General features: G+C 37.1%; 18 protein-coding genes. 8 read left to right on the top strand and 10 right to left on the bottom strand.

Features of this window, described 5'->3' with window-relative positions:
* Nucleotides 1-613 precede the first annotated feature (613 nt).
* Nucleotides 614-1,828: a hypothetical protein gene (locus PARC_RS20990; protein ID WP_024591590.1), complete on the top strand. Its 1,215-nt coding sequence runs from the start codon at nt 614-616 to the stop codon at nt 1,826-1,828.
* Between the two features lie 69 nt (nt 1,829-1,897).
* Here the strand turns inward: PARC_RS20990 and PARC_RS20985 are convergent, their stop codons facing one another.
* A complete protein-coding gene (locus PARC_RS20985) occupies nt 1,898-2,773 on the bottom strand; it encodes a DNA replication terminus site-binding protein (RefSeq protein ID WP_010552909.1) in 876 nt (291 codons plus the stop codon).
* A 998-nt stretch (nt 2,774-3,771) separates the two neighbouring features.
* Between PARC_RS20985 and PARC_RS20980 the strand changes: the two genes are divergently transcribed.
* Entirely contained in the window at nt 3,772-5,121 is a 1,350-nt protein-coding gene (locus PARC_RS20980; RefSeq protein ID WP_008167282.1) for a class II 3-deoxy-7-phosphoheptulonate synthase, read from the top strand.
* Between the two features lie 62 nt (nt 5,122-5,183).
* On the opposite strand, the gene ppsR is transcribed toward PARC_RS20980, so the two are convergent.
* Nucleotides 5,184-5,993, bottom strand: coding sequence for a posphoenolpyruvate synthetase regulatory kinase/phosphorylase PpsR (gene ppsR / locus PARC_RS20975; protein WP_007583184.1), 810 nt, complete (start codon nt 5,991-5,993; stop codon nt 5,184-5,186).
* A 157-nt stretch (nt 5,994-6,150) separates the two neighbouring features.
* On the opposite strand from ppsR, the gene ppsA reads away from it, so the two are divergent.
* Nucleotides 6,151-8,526, top strand: a complete 2,376-nt coding sequence (ppsA, locus tag PARC_RS20970) for a phosphoenolpyruvate synthase (RefSeq protein ID WP_007583187.1) — start codon at nt 6,151-6,153, stop codon at nt 8,524-8,526.
* Nucleotides 8,527-9,216: 690 nt separating this feature from the next.
* Nucleotides 9,217-12,264 carry a D-2-hydroxyglutarate dehydrogenase YdiJ gene (ydiJ, locus tag PARC_RS20965; RefSeq protein WP_010552910.1) on the top strand — a complete coding sequence of 1,016 codons (3,048 nt, stop codon included), beginning with the start codon at nt 9,217-9,219 and terminating at the stop codon, nt 12,262-12,264.
* Between the two features lie 200 nt (nt 12,265-12,464).
* Here the strand turns inward: ydiJ and PARC_RS20960 are convergent, their stop codons facing one another.
* Together PARC_RS20960 and PARC_RS20955 are read right to left on the bottom strand one after the other, a co-directional pair.
* Nucleotides 12,465-13,658 (bottom strand): cation:proton antiporter, encoded by a 1,194-nt coding sequence (locus tag PARC_RS20960; protein ID WP_002962135.1) that lies wholly within the window; start codon nt 13,656-13,658, stop codon nt 12,465-12,467.
* Complete coding sequence (locus PARC_RS20955; RefSeq protein ID WP_007583195.1) at nt 13,658-14,869, bottom strand: tyrosine-type recombinase/integrase; 1,212 nt, start codon at nt 14,867-14,869, stop codon at nt 13,658-13,660. Before PARC_RS20955 ends, PARC_RS20960 begins: the two co-directional genes overlap by 1 nt.
* Before the next feature lie 164 nt (nt 14,870-15,033).
* Between PARC_RS20955 and PARC_RS20950 the strand changes: the two genes are divergently transcribed.
* Nucleotides 15,034-15,597, top strand: coding sequence for a lipid-binding SYLF domain-containing protein (locus PARC_RS20950; protein ID WP_007583197.1), 564 nt, complete (start codon nt 15,034-15,036; stop codon nt 15,595-15,597).
* A 158-nt stretch (nt 15,598-15,755) separates the two neighbouring features.
* Here PARC_RS20950 and PARC_RS20945 read toward each other — a convergent pair whose 3' ends face one another.
* The 6 genes from PARC_RS20945 to PARC_RS20920 form a co-directional block, all read right to left on the bottom strand.
* Nucleotides 15,756-16,436 carry a DUF4145 domain-containing protein gene (locus PARC_RS20945; RefSeq protein ID WP_010552911.1) on the bottom strand — a complete coding sequence of 227 codons (681 nt, stop codon included), beginning with the start codon at nt 16,434-16,436 and terminating at the stop codon, nt 15,756-15,758.
* Between the two features lie 16 nt (nt 16,437-16,452).
* On the bottom strand, nt 16,453-17,484 hold the full coding sequence (locus PARC_RS20940; protein WP_010552912.1) for a patatin-like phospholipase family protein: 1,032 nt from the start codon (nt 17,482-17,484) through the stop codon (nt 16,453-16,455).
* Between the two features lie 128 nt (nt 17,485-17,612).
* Nucleotides 17,613-19,019, bottom strand: coding sequence for an alanine/glycine:cation symporter family protein (locus tag PARC_RS20935; protein WP_010552913.1), 1,407 nt, complete (start codon nt 19,017-19,019; stop codon nt 17,613-17,615).
* A 419-nt stretch (nt 19,020-19,438) separates the two neighbouring features.
* Nucleotides 19,439-20,452, bottom strand: coding sequence for a patatin-like phospholipase family protein (locus PARC_RS20930; RefSeq protein ID WP_010552914.1), 1,014 nt, complete (start codon nt 20,450-20,452; stop codon nt 19,439-19,441).
* A gap of 282 nt (nt 20,453-20,734) precedes the next feature.
* Nucleotides 20,735-21,724, bottom strand: coding sequence for an LLM class flavin-dependent oxidoreductase (locus PARC_RS20925; protein ID WP_010552915.1), 990 nt, complete (start codon nt 21,722-21,724; stop codon nt 20,735-20,737).
* A 141-nt stretch (nt 21,725-21,865) separates the two neighbouring features.
* Complete coding sequence (locus tag PARC_RS20920) at nt 21,866-22,609, bottom strand: siderophore-interacting protein (RefSeq protein ID WP_010552916.1); 744 nt, start codon at nt 22,607-22,609, stop codon at nt 21,866-21,868.
* Nucleotides 22,610-22,904: 295 nt separating this feature from the next.
* On the opposite strand from PARC_RS20920, the gene PARC_RS20915 reads away from it, so the two are divergent.
* The 3 genes from PARC_RS20915 to PARC_RS20905 all read left to right on the top strand — a co-directional run bounded on the left by PARC_RS20915 (nt 22,905) and on the right by PARC_RS20905 (nt 25,066).
* A complete protein-coding gene (locus PARC_RS20915; RefSeq protein WP_010552917.1) occupies nt 22,905-23,324 on the top strand; it encodes a MarR family winged helix-turn-helix transcriptional regulator in 420 nt (139 codons plus the stop codon).
* Nucleotides 23,325-23,405: 81 nt separating this feature from the next.
* On the top strand, nt 23,406-23,819 hold the full coding sequence (locus tag PARC_RS20910; protein WP_010552918.1) for a S24 family peptidase: 414 nt from the start codon (nt 23,406-23,408) through the stop codon (nt 23,817-23,819).
* The gene (locus PARC_RS20905) at nt 23,807-25,066 is read left to right on the top strand and encodes a Y-family DNA polymerase (protein WP_010552919.1); all 1,260 of its coding nucleotides are present in this window, start codon (nt 23,807-23,809) and stop codon (nt 25,064-25,066) included. Before PARC_RS20910 ends, PARC_RS20905 begins: the two co-directional genes overlap by 13 nt.
* Nucleotides 25,067-25,078 lie beyond the last annotated feature (12 nt).

Genomic DNA, 25,078 nt, shown 5'->3' with positions numbered 1-25,078 from the left:
TATAAGGTAATAAAGGTTAAGGGTGTAAAATCATCACATAACATTATGATTTATATGAATAATGTTTAAAAAAGCAGATCAGGTTTATACTTGGTTAAGATCAGATCTTTATCTACCTGCGGATCAGCTTTTTACTAAGGTCAATTTTAAATATAGAGTTATGCACAGGTTACGCATGAAGTTATGAACAAAAAGAGCCCTGCAGATCAGTTTTTTACTAAGTAAATTATAAAGTTATGCACTAGTCGCAACATAAAAATACGCTTTTAATTAGTATAGATCTGATCTGTACTTGGTACAGATCAGATCTATTCTAACTCGGTAAGGCTTTATCCACAGGGGAATATATTTTTTGGTGTATTTGTCGTGCTTAATTTTAAAATTAAGCCATTGTAATGGACAAAATAACAGCTGAGTTAGTAAAAATTAGATTTGTGATAGTCCAGTTAGTATAAATATGATCTGAAATCGTAAGTAATGTACATCACTTAGTATAATAGTGATCCAAACGTTTTATTTAAAGTCAGATCACTTTTATACTAACTTAAACATTTAACTTTTGTTGCTTAATGTGTTGTTATTAGCTGTCGCAATAAAAATGGAAATAAGAACAATGAGCCGAAAGGTCAACATCTCGGTAGATAACTTGCCCGATACACTTAGGGGCCAAATCCACGGGGTGGAAAGTGCAATAGATAACGAAAGTTTAGCACTATTTACAGACAACAAAGACGTGCGAATTTCTATTGAAAATGCAGCACATGGATTACGTGCATATTCAAACACGTTTAATCACTATGATTTGTGGGGACGCTTTGTTCGCTCGGGCTATAAAAAATTGCCACTTGAAGAAGCGCCTAAAAAAACAATTATTACGCGTAAAATATCTGAAAAAGTAGATGGTATTCTGTACGATGGCGAAATAAAAATAACGCCAGCTGTTGTAAGTACACGCAAAGATGGCGAAGATGTTGAATACCTTGTTTGGCCATCAGATAGAGAAGAAAAAGTAGAGCGAGCACTTATTCGTTTAGCTTCTAAAGGCAAAATAGTTAAAATTAATTTTAAATCCGGTATTCAATACGCGGTTGTTTTTTCTATGAACGAATTAGCACAAGAACTCAAAGCGGTAGGGCAGTCAATGCCATATCCTGCAATAAAAGAGTCACTTGAAGCATTGCAAGGTTCTAAACTTTCATTTAAATATTCGGCAACAGATACTAAAAATTCTGATATAGATGATTCGTTTTACGAGTCAAACATGAACTTTTTATCGTCACTGCATTTTAGTGGCAAAAAAGGTCAGGGTGGCAATGTAAAATGTGTTGCCTGTTTAAATGCATTTGTTCATAACATGATTGATAACCTTGAATACAAAGGGTATTACTTTAATAGCGCTCAAGAATTAAAACGTGGATTATCGCGTTGGATGATGCTTCGTTTGTATCACCTTTGGCGTTATGCAGCACCAGGTAAAACGTACCATTTTAGATTACTTTCAATTATGGAAAAATACGGATCTATTTATTCAACTGATGATATTACCGAAAATAAATTAAAAGCACTTCGTCGTGATATGACCACCACAATGAAAGATTTGATTGAAAAAGGTGCAATATCAGAATACAGCATTACAAATGTTAAAGATGACAAAACCGGTAACATTATCGATTACACATACGAAATGCACCCGTCTGATCAGTTTTGCGATGAAATACTTACATTGAACAAACACAATAAACGCATTGAAATCCAAGGCGGTAAACGCATTGTTGAAAATGCCGTACTGATTGATGAAGATAAAATTGAAGAAATAGTAGAAAAATAATAACCGTTATTTTAAATACTGTACGGATAACTAAAAAGGCCACACTATGTGGCCTTTTTAACATAATGACTACCGCTCAACCTGTTCTAAATATAACCTATCAACCAAAAAATCATACTCGCGCTTACGAGGGTGAGTTTCGGGTTTTTGATAATCAGGTAATATACCTAATTTTACGTCTGGTTCTGGATTAATCAGAATAAAGGGTAATGCAGCACTCACATGATAGCGATTTTGCGCCGTATATCTCACATTTACCTGTGGACTCACTCGAGTAGGGCGGCGAATTCTAAGTTTTTCCTTTTCGCCTAAACTAGCAATCCGTAATTGTTCTTGAGCTACAAGTGATTGCCATTTTTGTTGATCTATCATTCTTGGATTTCGATAACTGGCCGATTTGTCGAGCATTTCGAGAGCCATTTTTTTAGTCAGCGTTTTAGTTGCGTGTTTGTGCATCCAAGTAAACCTAACCGAAAATGGCGATTCGCTTTCACTATGAATTTTACGATATGCAGCAAGCGTTATTAAATTTGGTATAGCATTGTGAACTGCTTCAAATCGAGCATCGTTGCTATAAATAGCTAAAATACATTCTTTAAACGTAGTTTTAGCTTTATTTACTTGAGCTATACGATTATTTAAAGCTTGTTTATCTGCATTTTTAATAACGAGCAAACCAGGGTGCCTTTTTAAAACACGACTGCTTAATCCTGATTTTTTATACATGTCTGAAAAAGAGTTTAGGATTGCTTTTTGAGCAGGTACTCCAGTGATTTTAGAAACAAGTATAGATTCTGGAACTTTACTCTCATCGAAACTACTTACATCTGGTAATTGATAATATTCCGCTTTGGAGAATTCACACTCTTTTAGTTCTTCAATCAACCTCAAAGTTAATTCGTTCATTAAATCAAACTGACTTCTAATTTGTACCTTAGTTACCATTACACACCTCAAAGAACACATCTTACTAGCCTTATATTATTACATGCACTTTGCTTTGTCTAAATAAATAACAATAGTACTCGGGGTTTATAGTTATATAATAAGTAAATTAAGTATGATGTGTTCTTGTGGGGTATATAAATGAAGAAAGATTGAAACTCCTTACTAATTCATATGACATTGGAGTATTTACTTTGTCGTATATAAAAAGGCTAATACACCAAGTACTAGATTATCTACGTAGTAGGTGATAAAACTAAGTTTAGAAAAATGAGTTAAGCGGATTTATATAATTTTCATATATTTATCTAACCGTCTTAGCATTCATTATTATTTATAATTACTGACTCATATTACACCGTGTTGGCAGTACGGTGATCAGGCTAAAGGTTACAATGACTACAAATGCTCTTTGATATCAGTTCCTCTTTAAAGATACTTCTAGCAGGAGGGGCTTTAATCATGGCGAATTGTTAAGTAACACTATCACTTTGAAGAGAAAACTTAATGGCCTACCACACCTTTAAGTTGTGGCACTTGTGAATATAGTCCTGCATACGAGTGCTATACAAGACTATGCATCTAGGATTTAAAGCGCAGATAAATGATTACCACAAACGCTCATATCATACATTAAGGTCTGCACATAGCACTTGATAGCTATTAATTAATTATCCGCGTAAAGTTAAGATTACAGAAGCTGTCATTTAAGTATGATGTGTTCCTAGCTAAATTACGTATAACATACCCTTATGTACTATTTATTCTCAATGCGTTAAAATTGTAAATAGTTAGCTCTAAACTCATGTATTTAAACACTTTAGTTTCTTCGAAATAAAACTAAAGTGTATGTTATGTAACCACATAGGTTAAGTAAGATTACTATTATACTTAACTCATAACTAAATAATTGGAAAATAGTGAATTTAGTCCTTGAACATAGGGGCCTGCATACGTTAATTTCTTCTTATCAGGTAATGTAGGAATGAGGAAAAATTATGCAATCGTGGAACCCAAATAGCTGGAGAGAGCTGCCAATACTGCAGCAGCCACAGTACCCAGATCAAGAAATACTTAAATCAGTAGAAAGCCAATTAAAAACGGCACCACCTTTAGTTTTTGCTGAAGAAACAAGAAGCCTATTCAAACAACTTGAAGATGTGTGCGAAGGGCGTGCTTTTTTACTTCAAGGTGGTGACTGTGCAGAATCATTTAGCGATTTTAATGCCGCTAACATTCGCGATACATTCAAAACAATCTTACAGATGGCTGTTGTATTAACTTACGGCGGTAAATGCCCTGTAGTTAAAATAGCGCGCATGGCTGGTCAATACGCTAAACCTCGTTCAGCAGACTTAGAAACAATTAATGGCGTGTCTTTACCATCTTACCGTGGCGACATTATTAATAATATCGAGTTTACAGAAGAAGCACGTATACCCGATCCACAACGCTTAATGACTGCATACCATCATAGTGCCGCTACGTTAAACTTATTACGTGCTTTTGCACAAGGTGGCCTTGCCGATCTTCACCAGGTAAACCGTTGGAACATGGGCTTTGTTGCTGCAAATCCACTTAAAGAAAAATACCAACAACTTGCTGATAAAATTCAAGACGCACTAGAGTTTATGGAAGTGTGCGGAATTAACTCTACAATTGCGCCAAGCTTAAAAGAAACCGATTTATACACTTCTCACGAAGCGTTACTACTTGGTTACGAAGAGGCGCTTACTCGTCGCGACCACTTATCTGGTGATTGGTACGATTGTTCTGCTCACTTTGTTTGGATTGGTGAACGTACTCGTCAACTAGACCATGCACATATTGAGTTTTTCAAAGGCATTAAAAACCCAATTGGTGTTAAAGTTGGCCCAGGTATGGACCCAGATGACCTAATTCGTTTAATTGATGCATTAAACCCAGATAACATTCCTGGTCGTTTAACGCTAATTACGCGTATGGGTGCAGATATACTTCCTGAAAAACTTCCAGCACTAGTAAGAAGAGTTCAACAAGAAGGCCGTAAAGTAATTTGGAGCTCAGATCCAATGCACGGTAACACTGAAAAAGCGACATCAGGTTACAAAACACGTAACTTCGACAATATTATGCGCGAGATCAGTCAGTTCTTCGCTGTACACAAAGCTGAAGGTTCATACGCAGGTGGTGTTCACCTAGAAATGACAGGCCAGCACGTTACAGAGTGTACTGGCGGTGCTTACGGTTTATCTGACGATGACCTAGCACAGCGTTACAAAACGCAGTGTGATCCACGCCTTAATGCCGACCAAGTATTAGAGTTAGGCTTTTTAGTAGCTGATTTACTAAAAGACGCACGTAAATAATATTTATTGATACAAAAAAAACCGCTTAGTTGCGGTTTTTTGTTTTTAATTTTATTAGTAAGTTAGTACTTACGTCGCTCCAAGTCTGTTTCTATCAATATTTTTGCAGATATTTCTTCAACAGAATGATGCGTAGAATTAAAGTAAGCAATTTTATGACGCTTATACAACATTTCCACTTCGCGGACCTCAATACGACACTGTTTAATTGAAGCATACTTAGAGTTCGCCATACGTCGATGCCTAATAGCCGCAAGTCTCTCAGGGTCAATCGTAAGTCCAAATAACTTATGTTTATAAGGGACTAAACATTTAGGCAAACCTTCATTATCTAAATCTTCTTCTGTAATAGGGTAGTTAGCCGCTTTAATGCCGTACTGCAGTGCTAAGTATAAGCTTGTGGGTGTTTTACCACTTCTACTAACGCCAATTAAAATGATGTCTGCTTCAGAAAAGTTTTTAATATTTCCGCCATCATCATTCATAAGAGCATAATTAACGGCATCAATTCTAAAGTCATAACTTTTTTCGTGGATGGAATGCGTACGATGCATTTTAGGAACTGGGGCTACATTGAGTTCTTTTTCTATTTTTTCGCTATATGTAGTTAAAAAGTCATACGTGACTGCATCAGCCGATTTTATAATTTCACTTAAATTGTGATTAACAAAAGTAAAAAAAACAAATGGCTTTTCGCCTGTTTTTGCAGCGGTTGCATTAATTAATGCTTTAATTTCGTGCGCTTTTTCTTCAGTTTCTACAAATGGAATTGTTTTATGATTAAAATCGATAGGAAACAACGACAAAGTCGCATGCCCAAACACCTCTGAAGTAATAGCGGTTCCATCTGATATATAAAAAGCAGTTCTCATAATTAACCTTTTTATTGCGTTTAAATCCCTAAAATGGGTTTCTCACGGTTTACGTGAGGACTATTGCCAGTGTAGAATGATGATGACCTTTATAAAAGGTTTTCTTTCTTAACTCTCACAGTTAGACCTACAATTTGTTTTTTTTGGAGAAAGATCCGTGCAAGAATACGTTCTCTGGTATCAAGAGCTTGGTATGCAAGATGTTCCTCGAGTTGGCGGTAAAAACGCTTCACTTGGCGAAATGATTTCAAACCTAGCAAACGCTGGTGTACAAGTACCGGGTGGTTTCGCAACTACCGCAGATGCTTTTAATGAGTTTTTAGATCAATCAGGACTCACAGCAAAAATTCACAACATCCTAGATACACTCGATGTTGATGATGTAAATACACTCGCTAAAGTCGGTGCCGATATCCGCCAATGGATAATCGACACACCATTCCAACCAAACCTAGATCAAGCCATTCGCGACGCATATAGCCAACTTCATGGCGATACTGCAGCAGATGTATCATTCGCAGTACGTTCATCAGCTACCGCTGAAGATATGCCAGATGCATCATTCGCAGGCCAGCAAGAAACTTTCCTTAACGTTGTTGGTATCGATTCAGTCATGGTCGCTATTAAACACGTATTTGCTTCATTATTTAACGACCGTGCAATCTCATATCGAGTTCACCAAGGTTACGATCACCGTGGTGTGGCGTTATCGGCTGGTATTCAGCGCATGGTACGTTCAGATAAATCAGCATCTGGCGTAATGTTTAGCATTGATACAGAGTCTGGTTTTGAAGACGTTGTATTTATTACATCAAGCTACGGCTTAGGTGAAATGGTTGTACAGGGCGCAGTTAACCCTGATGAGTTTTATGTTCATAAACCAACACTCCTTAAAAATAAACCTTCAGTAGTACGTCGTAACATTGGTTCTAAAGCCATTCAAATGATTTACTCAGAAGATAAAGCACACGGTAAGCAAGTAGACATCGTTGATGTTGCCCCTGAGCTTTCAAATAAATTTTCGATTACAGATGAAGAAGTGCAAGAACTTGCCAAGCAAGCTGTAATCATCGAAAAACATTACGGTCGTCCTATGGACATCGAATGGGCAAAAGACGGTAACGACGGCAAACTATATATAGTTCAAGCACGTCCAGAAACTGTACGCTCAAACGAAGACTCTAACGTAATGGAACGCTTTCAATTAAATGGTACAAGCAACGTTGTTGTTGAAGGCCGTGCAATTGGTCATAAAATTGGTAGCGGTGTTGTTCGTGTTCTTGATTCAATCAAAGAAATGGATCAGGTACAAGTAGGCGATATTTTAGTTACCGATATGACCGACCCTGATTGGGAACCAATCATGAAACGTGCAGCAGCGATTGTTACAAATCGTGGTGGACGTACGTGTCACGCGGCAATCATTGCACGCGAACTTGGTATTCCGGCAGTGGTAGGGTGTGGCAACGCAACTGATTTAATTAAAGCGGGCCAAGAAGTAACAGTATCGTGCGCCGAAGGCGATACCGGCTTTATTTACGAAGGTATTTTAGATTTTGAAATACTAACGTCACGCGTTGATAAAATGCCAGAACTACCAATGAAAGTTATGATGAACGTGGGTAACCCCGATCGTGCATTTGACTTTGCACGCTTACCGCATGCAGGTGTTGGCCTTGCGCGAGTTGAATTTATTATCAACCGTATGATTGGCGTTCATCCTAAAGCGTTATTAAATTTTGATGCTCAAACAGATGCATTAAAAGCAGAAATTACTGACATGATTGCCGGTTACGAATCACCAGTAGAGTTTTACATAACAAAACTGGTTGAAGGTATTTCTACTCTAGGGTGTGCATTTGCACCAGAGCGTGTAATTGTTCGTATGTCTGATTTTAAATCTAACGAATACGCAAACCTAGTTGGCGGTCAGCAATACGAGCCGGAAGAAGAAAACCCAATGATTGGTTTTCGTGGTGCCGCACGTTATATCTCTGAAGACTTCCGCGATTGTTTTGCACTAGAATGTGAAGCTATAAAACGCGTAAGAAATGACATGGATATGGCTAACATAGAAATCATGATCCCATTCGTACGTACCCTTGAAGAAGGCAAACGCGTAATTGAATTACTAGAAGAACATGGCCTTAAACGCGGCGATAATGGTCTTAAAGTAATCATGATGTGTGAGCTACCTTCAAATGCATTACTTGCAGATGAATTTTTAGAAATGTTTGATGGTTTTTCTATCGGCTCTAACGATTTAACACAGTTAACGCTTGGTCTTGACCGTGATTCTGGTTTAATCGCACATTTATTTGATGAGCGTGACCCTGCAATTAAAAAGCTACTTTCTATGGCAATTAAAACAGCTAAAGCAAAAGGAAAGTACGTAGGTATTTGTGGCCAAGGTCCTTCAGATCATGAAGACTTTGCTGCATGGTTAGTAGAGCAGGGTATTGACTCTGTTTCACTAAATCCAGATACAGTAATAGAAACATGGTTATACCTAGCTAAAAAATTAGCAAAGTAATAAATAGGTAAGCTATAAAAATGCCAGCAATGTATTGCTGGCATTTTTTTATATTCAATTAAAAGTAAATTAACGGGCTAATTTTTTATCTAAATAAGCACATGATTTAGTTAACGTCTTTTGACAAAGTGATAAATAATGTCGCGCTTTAGGGTAGTAAAACGAAAAACACAATAAACCCGCCATAAAAAATATAAGTGAAGGCTAAGGGCGTGTTGATCTTTGTGGATTGAAATTTGTTCAATCTAGGGGCGATTAAATCGCGGCGCGAGGTTTGTAACCTAGTGGGCTAAGTAAGAATCGAGCAACAAAGAGTTAATCGTCCCTAGAAAGAACCCATTGGGCAGCGCATGTTTGGTATTTATGCTGCGTTATCGCCTATTTATGGGGAGTAACCACACTACATAGGCTCTGCCTTGCCTAAAAACCAAACATACTGCTGCAAATTCAACAACGAAAGGTCAACACGCCCTAGGTACAACCGCAAAAAATAATCCTAGCAAAATAAATAACACGCCACTGATCTGTAATAGTAATTTTTTCATATAACACACCTCATTACTTGTTAACTTGAGTATAATTTAAGCTGCATTAAAATCGACTAAAAGAGTGTTACAAACTGTAAAATCTTCAATTTCTATTCGCCATCACCATGATATAATTAGTCAAATGCCCTAAAATATCGCCGTCATGATAGCAACAATTACACAGCAAGATGCCGCGACAGAACTTGTCGCAAACTACCTAAATACCATTGCAAACCAAGGTTTTACCGGAGATACCGACGCAAGTTATGCAACGCGTATTACCGCTTCAACCGATAACAGTGTGTATCAGCAAATACCGCAAGGTGTTATTTTTCCAAAAAGTGAAAAAGATATTCAGCTCGCATTGCAAACAGCATCTCGCGACCCGTTTTTATCATTAACTTTTGGTCCTCGTGGCGGTGGAACAGGCACTAACGGACAATCGTTAACAGCTGGTATTGTTGTAGATTTGTCTCGCTATATGCGCGAAATCCTCGAAATAAATGTAGAAGAAGGCTGGGTACGCGTTCAAACCGGCGTAATAAAAGATCAACTTAATGACTTTTTAAAACCTTATGGCTTTTTCTTCTCACCCGATTTATCTACCAGTAACAGGGCAACTATTGGTGGCATGATAAGTACTGACGCATCGGGGCAAGGCTCGTTAGTTTACGGTAAAACGAGCGATCATGTTTTAGGGCTAACAACTTATTTAGTTGATGGCACACCTATGTGTACCTCCCCAATAGACATCGACAAAGCACAAATTATAGCTAATCAAGACTCATTAATTGGTAGTTTATATAAAACAGTTTTAGATATTTCAGTTAATGAACGCGCTGCTATTTTAGCTAAGTTTCCACGGTTAAATCGTTTTTTAACCGGCTACGACCTAGAGCATGTGCTAAGTGATGACTTACTTACTTTTGACATGAGCCGACTAATAACGGGTTCAGAAGGGTCATTAGGTATAGTAACTGAAGCAAAATTAAACCTAACGCCTATTGCCGAATTCAAAACGCTTATTAATATTAAGTATGATAGTTTTGACTCAGCACTTCGTCATTCACCATTTTTAGTCGATGCACGTGCAACATCGGTAGAAACCGTTGATAGCAAAGTTTTAAACTTAGCGCGTGAAGATATCATTTGGAATTTAGTATCGGACTTAATAACCGACGTACCAAATAAAGATATGCAAGGCCTTAACATGGTCGAGTTTAATGCAGTATCAAACGATGATATAAAAGACAAAGTAGACACGCTTTGTAAGCTTCTAGATGAATGCGTAATAAATCAAACTAATGGCGTTATTGGTTATCAGTTAACCAGTGATAAAAGCGATATACTGAAAATTTACGCAATGCGTAAAAAGTCAGTGGGTTTATTAGGTAATGTAAAAGGCAGCCAAAAACCACTCGCCTTTGCGGAAGACACCGCTGTACCACCTGAAAATTTAGCAGATTATATTGTCGAATTTAGAGCATTACTCGACAGCCACAATTTACAGTATGGTATGTTTGGCCATGTTGATGCAGGGGTTTTACATGTACGCCCGGCACTTGATATGTGTGACCCAGAACAAGAAAAACTACTTAGAACTATTTCAGATCAGGTCGTAAAACTAACTGCTAAGTACGGTGGTTTAATGTGGGGCGAGCACGGTAAAGGTTACCGAAGTGAATATAGTCCTGAATTTTTTGGTGAGCATTTATATACACAACTTCGTAAAATAAAAACAGCTTTCGATCCTAACAATCGCATTAACCCCGGTAAAATATGTACTCCTATCGATAGTGAAGACTCACTAGTTAGTGTAGATGGACAAAAGAGATCGCACTTCGATAAGCAAATATCAATAGAAGTTAAAACCAGTTTTAACAATGCAATGACCTGTAATGGTAATGGCATATGCTTTAATTACGATGAAAATTCACCTATGTGTCCATCGTATAAAGTAACTGGCGATCGCCGTAATTCACCAAAAGGACGCGCAAGTTTAATGCGCGAATGGCTTCGTCTACAAGAGTCAAAAAATGTAGATTTGCTCGAAGTAGAAAAACAACTTAACAAAGGTGAAGTCATTACCTGGTGGGAACGTTTTGTTCATAGCCGCGAAAAACGAAAAGGTATTTACGACTTTTCTCACGAAGTAAAAGCGTCAATGGATGAATGTTTAGCATGTAAGGCATGTACAACAGCATGCCCAATTAAAGTAGATGTACCTACTTTTCGTTCGCGCTTTTTAAATTATTATCATAGTTATTATGCACGCCCGCTAAAAGATTACCTTGTTGGTAACATAGAAAACAGCGCACCATTAATGGCAAAGTTCGCTAAAGTTATAAATCCAATTGTTAAAACATCATTAGTTAGTAATGTTATTAAAAAAACGGTTGGCTATGTTGATACACCACAGTTAAGTATACCTGCACTTTCAAAGCGTGTTACTAAAACACAAAAATTCGATTTTGATTTACTAAATAAATTAAATGCAGAGCAACAAAGTGAATATGTATTAATAGTACAAGACCCATTTACGAGCTTTTACGAAGCGGAATTAGTAGAAAGTTTTATTACTTTAATAACCCAACTTGGTAAAAAACCAATGCTATTACCTTTTAAACCAAATGGTAAACCGCAACACGTAAAAGGTTTTTTGCATGAATTTAAAGTTACAGCTAAAAATGCAGCCGAGTTTTTAAATAAATTAAATGATATTAATGCACCGTTAGTCGGTTTAGATGCGTCACTCGTTATGTGTTACCGCGATGAATATAATACAATTTTAGAAAATAACCGTGGCGAATTTAATGTGCAGCTTGCTCATGAATGGCTAGAAACACAATCGTTTAAATCACTAAGCGCAAAGCAAAATACAGATACCGAATTTACATTACTGAGTCATTGTACTGAAACAACTGCGCTGCCAAAAGCAGCAAATGTATGGCAAACAATTTTCAATGATATTGGTTTAACATTAAAAACAACAAATACAGGTTGTTGTGGAATGGCGGGAACTTATGGCCACGAAGCACAAAATCAAGATAACTCACGTGCGCTTTACGAAATGAGCTGGAAACCAATTGTAGATAAAAATAAACCTGAGCAACTTTTATCTACGGGATTTTCTTGTCGTAGCCAAGTTAAACGTTTTGAACAATTTAAACCAAAACACCCAATTGAATTACTAGCACAGGTTCTTAAATAACTTTATAAAATAAGATCACTTAAATAATAGTACTTAAATAAGATCACTTATATAAGAGGTACTTAAATAGTTTTATCTAAATACCAATTTAGTAAATTATTTATTAAATACAAAAAGGCGCAACGATTAACTTCATCAGTGATGAAAATAACCGTTACGCCTTTTTTAATACGTATTCTTAATTTACCTAGTTTAAATAATTATTTTTTAACAAAACTATCAGCAATAGGTTTAGTGCTAATACCATGTATAAATACACTAAACAGAATAGTCGTCATTGCTATTGTCGCTATTTGATATTTGTTTTCTATTTGCGTATCTATCACCATCAATGTAAAAACAATTGATGCTAATCCTCTTGGCCCAAACCACGCAAATGTAAAACGCTCTTTAATACTCAATGCCGTAAACTGCAGAGACAGCATAACTGGAATTATTCTAATCAATGTTGTACTTAACAAAGCGTAAATTATAATTTCAGTATTTAATTTAGGAATAACTAAGTAAGCACAAACAAACCCGAACAAGCACCAAATCATTAACGATGTGAAATCTGCTATGTGCTCTGAGTCTTCAATTAATTCTGTTCTAACTTCTTCGGTCGAAAATTTATCAAATAATAAGCCTGCAATAAACACCGCAATAAAACCACTGCCATGAAAATACTGAGTGACAGAAAATACAGCCATTGCAAAACCGAGTAATAAAAATGGACTGGTATTTTGTGCAAAGTAATGACGTTTCATTGCAAAGTTTAAACTCGGTATAAAAACAGCAATACTTGTAATAGCTATTAATAAAGCCAAGCCAAGCTCTCGTCCAAACACACTTAATGTTTGTGTTGCGGTAATAGCTGAATCAGGATTTTTAGCGAGTAATATAAATATTAAAAATATGGGTACGCATAATCCATCGTTCAAACCACTTTCAGTATTTATTCCTTCGCGTATTTTTTCAGGTACTTGTGTACTTGCTAATAGCCCTTTACTTAAAGCTGCATCGGTAGGCGTTAAAATAATAGCGAGCAAAGCCGCTTGAATAAGTGAAAGCTCAGCAAAGAAAAATAAAGCAACAGCAATACCGAGTAATAAAGTTAAGGGTAGGGCAACAAACAACAGTAAACTAGGATACTGAAAACTATGCCTTAATACACTTAGCTTTGATTTAGCTGCATCAGAAAATAAAAATATACTTAGCGTAAGCTCTATAAATGGTAATAAAAGATCAACGCCTTCTTTTATTTTATGCCCTTCGTTGGGTAGCATTGAAGCTAAACATATTCCGCCAACAACAAAAAACATTGGGCCTGTTACTTCTGTTTTTTCTAACTGGCGAAGTGTTAAAGAATAAATTAAAAATAATCCGCCTATAAATGCTATTACTAAATACTCCATTAAATTTTCCTTTTAAGTCCTGACTTTGCTCGCTCTTTAATATTTGTTTGAATATAAATTTGATCGGTAGTCGCAATTTTAGAATGACCTAAATCTTCTGACAAATGTTTAAGCGGTCTGGTTTGCGCATCATGTGTGGCACCAGTATGGCGAAGCCAATGCGCAGTTGCAGCACCAAGTTGTTCAGCATCATCTTTAAAACCATCATCAAGTAATGATTGCTGTGCATAATCAAAACTTTGTTGAACTAAACGCCTAATTTGCCTTACGGTCATACCACCTTGCCCGCGAATTTTATGAACCAAGGGATCTGATTCATCAACACGGGGAAGGGCAGGTAAACCTCTGTATAGTCTATAACGTTTTAAATATTCAACAAAATCATCGCTTAAGGTTACATCTCGTAATTTATTACCTTTGCCCATAATACGTAAAAACCAGAAACCATCATTATCTTGCCAAAAATGAGACATCACCGGCGACCACTGTGGGCGCTCAGATAATTCTGAGATTCGTAAATAAAGACCTTTTAAGCAGGCAAGCGTAAATAAGTTTCGCTCTAAATCAGGGTTATGTTCGCATAAATCACGCGTTACACCAAAAACGTATTCCCATTGAATATCGCTTAATGTGTCTGGAATTTGAATTTGTGATTGAACAACTAAGTACGGACTATTTTTTTTAACAACAGGGACAAAGTTAGCAAATGTTTTTTCTTCTAGTAAGGCAAACTTATAAAACACATTTAATGCTGTAAACATAGACGATAAAGTTTGCTGACTAGCAATGGATTCTTTAAGCATAAAAGGGCGCCAGTTTTGGTTTAATCGACGAATTCCTTGTTCATCTTTATAACGCCATTGCACTGAAGTTGCAGCCCATGCTTTATCGGGTTCAACCATAAAATCAACGTAAGCTTCAATATCTTCACGTTTTAAATCGAATACTGATTTTTCTGCGATTAACCATGACCATAAATAAAAGCGTTCAAGCTCATTTCGAAAACGACTATAAGTGGCTTCTGATTTTCGGCCATAAACATATAAAAACTGATACAAGAATGTCAGATCGGCTTTTGATTCAGTTACAGTCAAGCCAATTTCCTGTATAAAGGATGCAAGTTCTGGGTATTCTGAATTGAGAGTACCGTCATCTAGATGGGCAATTTGATATCTTAATTGTTTTAACGTATCAACCAAAGCAACAAGCATAATGTATAAATATTCAATTAAATAATAGACTTACAGAATAACGTTAAAGTCCGATACTGTCTAGTATTGGACATAGTAAAGCTCTAATTATTTTAATACCGTGATTATTCTATGGTTGTTGGTTGTTTGGTTGTTGGTTGCTATATCTTATTAAGGAAAACATTATGAAAAAACTAATTATACTAAGTGTACTTGCTTTAACTGTTGCGTTAACTGGGTGTGCTACTACAGGTAGTGCATCGCCAAGCGAAAAACGTTCACTTGTACAAAGTATGAAAGCAAACACATTAGATAAATTATACGCTGAAAAACCTGATGTTAAAAAACAAATTGCTAACTCTGCTGGTTATGCTGTATTCGATAACGCGAATGTAAATGTAGTGCTTGCTAGCTTTGGCGGTGGTTACGGTGTTGTTAGAAATAATCTTACAGGTAAATCGACTTACATGAATATGGGCGAAGCCGGTTTAGGACTTGGCTTAGGCGTTAAAGATTTTAACGTTGTAATGGTTTTTCATAACCAAGCTGCATTAAACAGATTTATTGAACATGGTTGGGCATTTGGCGGAAACGCTGATGCAGCAGCAAAATATGAAGATAAAGGCGGTGCATTGGTTGCCGAAGCGATTGCAGATCAAGTTACTGTATATTCTGTAACCGAAAATGGCCTTGCACTACAAGCTGTATTAAAGGGAACTAAGTTTTGGGTTGATTCAGAGCTTAATTAACCACCAAATTACTCTCCTAAAAGCGAGCTGGTTTGTATAATCACGCTCGCTTTATTAAAACCCACTCAATTTAACATAACGTAATTTATGGGTGGTTACTTACATCTGAAATTATAGAATCACCATTCTATTCCTTAATACGTTACCTCTATATTTATTTAATCACGACTCATTTCATCCATATATTTCTTTGTTAAAATTGAGCTTTGTATCCACGTACAAGTTAATTGAATTAATATTTTTAAATCTTTAAGGTCGTGGTTTTCCCATTTTCTAATATAATGAGTTTCATCATTACCAAGCCACACGGCTCTATTTGCACAACTCTTTAGATTCTCATCTGTTACATAGTTATTTATAACACGACTTAATTGATTAGATTTTATGTCTTCTTCTTTATCTGGTTTTATACTTATACAATAATCTTTTATTAAATATTCGAGTGCTTTTCTATAGCCAATACCAGCTAACTCATCTAATTGTTTTGATTCAGCTTCACTAGCTTGAATAAATATTTTTCTAAATGATTGAGAGATATCTGTTATCTCTTTAGTAATATCAGGTGCTTTAAATGCTTTAGGAAATGAATAGTTAAATTTAAACTTATTGTAAATGAATCCGATATTGTCTTTAATATATTGAGCTATATATAATCTTGCACAATTACTATTCATGCATTTCATTACTATTTCTAATTTTGTATCATATTTTTCTAATTCACCGGTTATGGTAACAAATATTCTAACAGGTATTTGTGCTGTATCACAAATTGGACATATATCAGCTTCTTTATCTATTTCAGCTTGAGTTCCATTTTCTAAGTTTATTCTTAAACTCATTTAAGATTCCTTTTGTTTATAAAGTTATATTCAACTTCAATTTTCCTTCAAATGCCTCAGCCAACTTTTCAGTTTCACTAAAAACAGTATTCCAATATTTAATGCGTGTATCTGCATCAAGATCGGTAAAGTCGTTTCTGTCTGGAATTTTTCCGTACGGTAAGCTTGCTACAAATTCTTTTGATGGGGTTATCATCACCACGTTATCGTAATTAAGTGGTGATACTTTACGTTTTAAATTTTTATCGAACCACCCTGCTTTTGGCTCGCTATTAAAATGCGGATATAAAATAAGTCCTGGATTATTAACTTTTAAATCAAAGTGGTAATCAATTATTCCGCCATCGCGATATATTCCTTGCGGCGAGCCTGCAATATTTTTTATGCCTTGCATAACAAGTGGTATAGAGCCCGATGCAAGTAATGCGTCTTTTAAATTATTTTGAGTAAGCGCTATGTTTTGCGTTTTAAAATTGTAGCTGTCGGTAATTGATAAGTCACTTGTTGCTGGGCCAAATATAAAACGCTCATACTGCGAGCCTAATAATTTTCGGTTAACGCGGTTTAACATATAACTTTTTGATAAACCCATTAACTGTATTAATTTATTTTCGCTGGCAATAAAGCCATTTGATTTTGCTACTATAAAGTGCGCTTTAAATATTGGGTTATTTATAATTTCGGTGACGCCGTTATCGCCAAAAACATCTTCAAGTAATGCGCGCGCTTTTATTGTGATTTCACTTGGTGTTGGTTTATTACTTGAGTATCGGGTTTGCGAATACGATTTTGCTAAGCGCTCAATCGCAGCAACAGGATCGTTTTGTGCAAAACACGCAGAGCGAAAAGCGCCAGCAGATGAGCCAATTAAATTAAGTGGTTGGGTACGATTTTTAAAAAATTCACCAAAAATATATTTATCTAAGCCAAATAAAGTAAACCATTTAGGGCCGCCACTTGCACCTAAAAAAGAGGTGAAAAGTTCAGGTTTAAAGCCCTGTTCGTTAATAATTTTAGCCGCTGTTTTCCCTGCGTGAATCTCGATCATCTAAAAAATTGTGCCTTTTATTTTGGTTGCTTTAGTTATTTTCATAATACTTAAAGTGAATATTTATGCAAAATGGAAAGCGGCTTTATGTTGCCATAAAACCGCTTTTTATAGTTAAGTGTGCTGAATTAGTCCCAAATGCCGTCTTCGCATTTGCCCTGTACTTTTACATCTTTTACTTTAAATTCGGGCTCTAAACCTTTGTCTCTTTGTGCGTGGTAATCGCTCGTGACAGACAAAATAGTCGGCGTTAACAGTATAATAGCGATAACGTTAACCACTGTCATTAACCCTAAGGCAATATCGGCTAAATCCCAGACTTCTTTTAAGGTGGCCGACGCGCCCCACAACATCATTGATAAATAAAGCAAAGTGTAAATGCCGCGCCCTACTTTGTTGTCGAGCTTAAATAAGTGCAAGTTGCTCTCTGCATAGGCGTAGTTTGCCACCACCGATGTAAAAGCAAATAAGGTAATAGCGGCTGCTACAAAATAAACACCACCTTGTGCTAAATGAGCGGTCATCGCGCTTTGTGTTAAACGAATGCCTTCCATTTCGCCGCTTATGTCTATATCGGCCAATAAAATGATCACAGCGGTACAGCTACACAGTACTATTGTATCGAAAAATACGCCTAGCATTTGTATGTAACCTTGCGTTACTGGGTGATTAGGAATTGGGCTGGCACTTGCTGATGCATGCGGAACACTACCTGCACCGGCCTCATTAGAATATAAACCACGTTGAATACCGTTTTTAATGGCAGCGCCCATTGCACCCGCTCCGGCTTCTTGTAAACCAAACGCCGATAAAAATATATCTTTAAGCATGGCGGGTACTTGTGTGAAATTTATAATCGTAATAATAACGGCGGCAAGTACAAACACAATGCCCATTATTGGCACAACACGTTCTGCAAATCGGGCAATTGCCTTAAAGCCACCGAGTATAATTGAGCCTGCTAGTACGGTAATAACCAGGCCTGAATAAAATGTAGGAACTTCAAACGCGTAATTAAGTGCGTCGGTAATTGTGTTAGTTTGCATTGCGCTAAACGTAAAGCCGTAACCTAAAAATAAACATGCGGCAAACACAATTGCGAATGCTCGGCTACCCAAACCTTGCTGAATATAATACGCAGGACCCCCTCTAAACTCGCCGCTACTATCGCGCACTTTATATACTTGCCCAAGTACGCTTTCGGCAAAGCCTGTAGCCATACCCAATATGGCTATTACCCACATCCAAAATATAGCGCCGCTTCCACCAAGTGAAATTGCCACTGCCACACCGGCTAAATTACCGGTACCTACCCGTGCACAAAGCCCTGTACACAACGCTTGAAATGACGAAATGTCGTCTTTTTTACATTTGCTGCTGCCTTTTAAAAGGCTAAACATATGTTTAAATTTAAGTATTTGAATTGCTTTTAGTCGTACCGAAAACCATATACCTGTAAACAAAAGTATATAAATAAGTACCTGACCTTCTCCCCATAAAAGGTTGTTTACACTTTTGACGACGGTATCGAACATTACTAATCCCTTTTTATTTTATACTTTTACTTTATGTTAGCACCGACTTTAAACTCTGCATGTAGCGCTACTCAACTTTAAAACTCCGGCAGCTCATTATGCATTAAACATAATAGTGTTTAAGTTTGGCTTTACTCCATAGTGAAGTGTGTATTGATGTTTAATAATCTGTAAGTAAGTACATTTAACACTGAATTTTATTTCTATAAATGTGAATAATAAATCACACTTACACTTTATATTGATTAGTTAAAAAATCAATAATATCTTTTTAAGATTCAGTATTTTATTTTGCGCATAGGTGCGGGATGCAATATTTTTTATTTTGATGCAGTAAGGTTTATATGAGGCGTAATGAGGATTAAGAATGGCAAAAAAATAGCGCATAAAGTTATGCGCTTTTTTGTAATTATATTTAATTAGTTATAGCTGTATTGTGTAGGTGCACTGTAATGGTTGTTGCTGTTAATCTGTAAATTTTGCACTGCTAAGTATGAGCGACCGGCATCTAAGCCTAATTTATGATCAAAACGTAAATCGTTATTTGAACTACCTAATAATTTGCTATGCAGTTTTTCGTCTGCAAAAATTTGTATTATTTCTACATCACTTGGTGGGTTTGCAATAAACTCTAGCTCATCTAAATACGCTTTCTCGTGCTGTATTAAGTAGTCCAATGTTTTTGGACAATAGCCTGATGCTATAGCAAATGCTCTTAGCTTTTGTACCCATGCAGATTGCGCTTGAAAATTAGCGTCAACCGTTCTTATTACAACAATTTTACGAGCGCCTCGGTTGTAAGCTTCACGTACTGGTAATGGAGCGGCTAAACCGCCGTCTAGATAAAAATCGCTCTGTACTTGCTCTTCAGCAAGGTGTATTTCGTTAGCTGCTTTTGCGTTTAACCAAGGTGTTAACTTTACACCTTGTTTGTATAAAAACGGGAGTGCGCTAGAAGCCTTTAACAAATCACGCCATTGGCCACTCTCACCCGTAGGTGATAGGTAATATGCTTTTCTGTCTCGTGCATTAGTGGCTGTTATAAGTAGCTCACGCGCGCCTAAACTCGTTTTAGCTGTTTTAAAATCTATGGCTCTTTTTACCTCGGTGGTTTTGTCAAAGTACCAATCTAAATCAACTATGTGTTTACCCACTAATCCGCGACCAAGCTGAAAAAAACGTTTGTTACGCGAAAGCCCTCTAATTAGGCGTTTGGCATAGCCTTTTTGACGCGCCAAGTAACTAGTTAAGTTTTGCGAACCTGCAGAGGTGCCAATGAATAAATCGAATGGGTCATATTCTTGCTCTAACCACGCATCAAGTACGCCAGCTGTAAAGATCCCTCGCTGCCCGCCACCTTCAGCAATCAGTGCAACTTTTGGTTGCGCTGTTTTGTTAACTGAATTAGCTGTTGCGCTATTTAGAAACTTCACGGTGAACCTACCTTTATTTAATGATGTTTGGTTTAATACATACATTATAAAAAATAAAAGTGATATCTTAAAATTGATTGTTTAAATCAGTTCGATTGAAAAAACAGAACGGCATATAAAGCAAAATATATACTAAAAATAGCAATCAAATTTACTTTGAATATTTAAATAACAAATACAGACATCACTTAAAGTTAATAAAATGAGTTAAAAAAGTTTAACTTTTGATGATGTCTGTATGTTAACAAGCCCAGAGTGTACGCTTGCTTAACTAACTATATTTTAGTGTTTTATTTCCATTAAAATTTCGAGTGCACGGTGGCGTTTTTCACTATCGAATACATCATTGGTAAATATAAACTCATCTACTTCTAGTTGTTTCGCTATCATCTCTAACTTGTGTTTAATACTTACATGTCCGCCTACTACGCTTAGACTTAAAAAGTTCTCTACATGAGCGCGTTCTTGTTCGCTCCACAACCCATCCATGCTTTCAACAGGTGGTTTTAGCCACAGCTCGTTACCGCGTATGAGTTCGAGCACACGTTGTTTAGAAGTAGTCGACAAGTATTGCGCTTCATCGTCGGTGTCTGCTGCCACTAAAGGCAGTGCAAGCATTACGTATGGCTTATCAAGTACGCTTGATGCCTTAAATTCGCGCTTATACAACGCTATTGCATCGTGCACAAAGCGCGGTGCAAAATGCCCTGCAAATACATACGGCAACCCTTTTTGCGCCGCTAGCTGCGCGCTAAATAAACTCGAGCCTAATAACCAAATAGGAACGTTTGTGTTCTCCCCCGGTATAGCACGTATAGGATGCGTACCATTGTAAGGACCTAACAATGTTTGCAGCTCAGTTACCTCACCCGGGAAGTTTTCTGCGCGGCTCATATCGTTGTTTAGTGCACGACTCGTTACTTGGTCGCTGCCGGGGGCACGCCCTAGTCCTAAATCTATTCGCCCAGGATATAAGCTCTCTAACGTACCAAATTGTTCAGCAACAACTAATGGGGAGTGGTTTGGCAGCATAATACCGCCCGATCCAACGCGTATCTTTTTGGTATTACCTGCAATGTGTCCAACCAAAATAGAAGTGGCAGCACAAATTATACCTGGCATATTATGATGCTCAGCAAGCCAAAAACGGTTAAAGCCAAGTTCATCTGCACGTTGGGCGTATTTAGTACTTTTATGAAGAGTGTTAGTAACACTGTCCCCTTTGATCATGGGGGCAAGTTCTAATAACGAAAAAGGAATGGAATTTAACAAAATAGCAGCTCCTAAAAATGCATGCTAATAATGGATTACATCATTAGCATAAAACACTTAAATGGGTCTGCTATTAGCTCAATTCAAGTTACGCAGAGGTATTAAAGCAAAATAGGTATATGTTATTTTGCTCTAAGGTATTCAGGCAAGCTGTGCATCACGTTGGCGCTGCTTTTTATAGCCTTCTGAGTCTACGCCTTTTTTCCAATAACCTGAGGAAACAATATTACTGCGCGGTATATTAAATTGCTCTGTTAGCAGTGTTTTTGCCCTACGTACAAGCCCAGCTTCCAATGCCATAAATACAATGGGAGGCTCTGCTGTAATGTGCAAATTTTGAAGCGCGCTAAGTAGCGCTTCGTCAGCGTTGTCGCTAACAAGCCAATTAACATTGCGGCTTGTTTCTAAATCAATAATGTCTTTTTCGGTGGGTACATGTACAAAGGCATCAATTTTTGAAGTTAAAGGTAATTGCTGCGCATACCCTTTTATTGCATTTACCGATGTTAAATCGCCTAGTAATACATAATGCGAATGCTCATAATTATCTAGCTTTTTAGGGCCTGGTCCTGCAATACCTAGCTCGTCGCCTACTTTTGCAATTTTAGCCCAGTCAGTTGCAGGGCCTTGGTGCATATTTATAACAAAATCAAGTGTTAGCGCGCCTGTTTGTGCATCTACATGCCTTATTGTATATGACCGTACACAGGCTGTTTTTAAGTTAAAATCTACTTCACCATTTTTTGGAAATAGTACTTTTACATAGTTACCAATGTACTGTGAGGTTAAGTCGTTAAAATCTTCAGAGCCTACAACAATACGCTGTAGATGGGGTGTGATTTGCTGTGTACTTAATACGTTGGCTTTGCGAACTTGTTTACTCATGTATTACCTCGTTTTACAAAACTTAGACTTTAATACCAACCTGCATAAATCTTTGATCAATTTAACGAATTAAATTGCACTATAACGTTGTTAACAATTTTTTATTTAGAACAACTAGATACAAAAATTTTGCCTAGTTCTAGCGTAATTTTCTTAACGTTAAATAGACCCCATATATAAGCAGATTGGTATAATAATTGGCTGCTATAAAAAGCAGGTATTGCACAACGCCCCATTGGTTGATAAAATCAACTATAGCAAATTAATTGACTTTGTCAACTATATTGAGAATTCTATGAATACACCTTTATCAAATACGCTGTTTGAACTAATGCAAAATTACCGTGTCACAATTCGTGAAGCAATTAACGCAGGCGAACTTGGTATTAATGCTATGCACGTACGCTGCATACATATTATTGCGAACGTAAATAACTGTACGGCTAACGATATTGTTACTAAAACGCAGCGCGACAAAGCGCAAATAGCACGTTTAATTAAAGATCTTATTGGCTTAAATTTAATTAATAAACAGGCGAGTGAGCACGATAAACGCTGCTTTATTTTGTCGCTCACAGAGCAAGGTAAAGTTCTTTTTGATAAGTTATTAGCCTCAGAGAAAAAAATAAATAATCAAATGTGTAAAAACTTAAACCCTCAACAAATCAAAGACTTTTTAGATACCGCACAACAAATGATCAAAAACATGGATTGATCAGCCATACATTTCTTGGCATAACTTACACAAAACGCATATACTGTACACTTATACAGTATATGCGTTTTAGGTTGTGTTATGTTTGTCATTCCCATTTATATAGAAGCAGGCGTGTGTGGTTTCGAATCACCCGCAGCGCAGTACACCGAGCTAGGTGTAACCCTTGATGAGCTTTTAATAAAGCATCCAGATGCTACATTTATTGGTATTGCATCGGGTAACTCTATGCAAGAAGTCGGAATTTTTGAAGGGGACTTATTAGTTATCGACCGTGCAGAGCCTGCAGAAAATGGTGACGTTATTGTTGCTAACTTAAATGGTCTTTTTGTATGCAAACTACTTGATAAAACCAATGCACGGCTGCTTTCAGCTTCTTCTTTACATAAGCCTGTACAACTAACCTCTGCAGACGAATTTCAGCTAGAAGGCGTAGTAACGCTATCAATAAGAATGCACAGGCAAAGCCCAGAGTTACTAAAATGTATGCCTTAGTTGATGCTGTGTCATTTTATGCCAGTGCCGAAAAAGTATTCGACCCTGCTATTCGCTCCAAACCCGTGGTTGTACTTACCAATAATGATGGCTGTGTATGCGCTATTTGCCCTATTGCTCGGCGCTTAAATATTCCTAAATTTGGCCCGTACTTTAAAGTTAAGCATTTACTTGAGCAAAACAACGTTGTTATTCGCTCTAGTAATTACGAGCTTTATGCTGATTTAAGCGACAAGATGATGAATATTATTGGCCGCTTTTGCGATACACAGCACATATACAGTATTGATGAATCGTTTTTGCACTTTGATGGCTACACATCATTAATTAAAGACTGGCATGAATACGGCCATACAATAAGGCGCACAGTATGGCGCGAAACAAAACTTCCTGTAGGTGTTGGTTTTGGCCCGACCCCTACTTTAGCAAAAGCCGCTAACCACGCTGCTAAAAAGCTCAGTGGCTTTAATGGTGTTGCAGTAATAAATAGCGAGCAAACTCGCCAAGCTATTTTACAAAGAATGAGCTGCGAAGATGTCTGGGGAATAGGCCGGCGACTAGCTAAAAAGCTTAAAATAATGAATATACACACCGCTTGGGACTTTGCTCAGCAAAACCCTAAAGCAATGCGCCGTGCATTTAGTGTGGTTGTTGAACGTACAGTAAGCGAACTTAACGGGATAACATGTTTAAACTGGGATGATGTACGACAAGACAAGCGGGAGATTTATTCGACCCGTAGTTTTGGAGAGCGCATATGCGAGCCAACAGCACTTAAAACAGCGCTAATTAACCATGTAACCACAGTGGCTAATAAACTAAGAGCGCAACGTTCGCTCACCTACCAGCTTTATATTTTTGCAGCCAGTGGTGCGCACGAAAACAGATATTATAAAAAGTCGTTTGTGTATAAGTTCCCCTCACCCACTAACGACACTTGCGTGATGGCTAATGCTGTATCTGAGGTATTTAATAATATTTACCAACCGGGGATCCGATTTTATAAGTGTGGTGTGGGCGCGGTAGAACTAATATCAGAACAGTTTCAGCAAAATGACTTATTTAATAAGAGCCCTGATAATCCAAAGCTTATGCAATGCCTAGATACAATTAACAATCGATACGGAAAAGGGATGCTCAGCCTTGCAAGCAGTAAATTAAATGACCGATGGCACATGAATCGTGATTTTTTATCGCCGCAGTACACTACGCGTTGGCGCGATATCCCTAAAATATACTGCGAATGATTTACTACTTAC

This window comes from Pseudoalteromonas arctica A 37-1-2 (genome assembly GCF_000238395.3).
Classification (GTDB): domain Bacteria; phylum Pseudomonadota; class Gammaproteobacteria; order Enterobacterales; family Alteromonadaceae; genus Pseudoalteromonas; species Pseudoalteromonas arctica.
The sequence above is the reverse complement of the archived record's forward strand: the minus strand, read 5'-3'. Positions and strand labels throughout refer to the sequence as shown.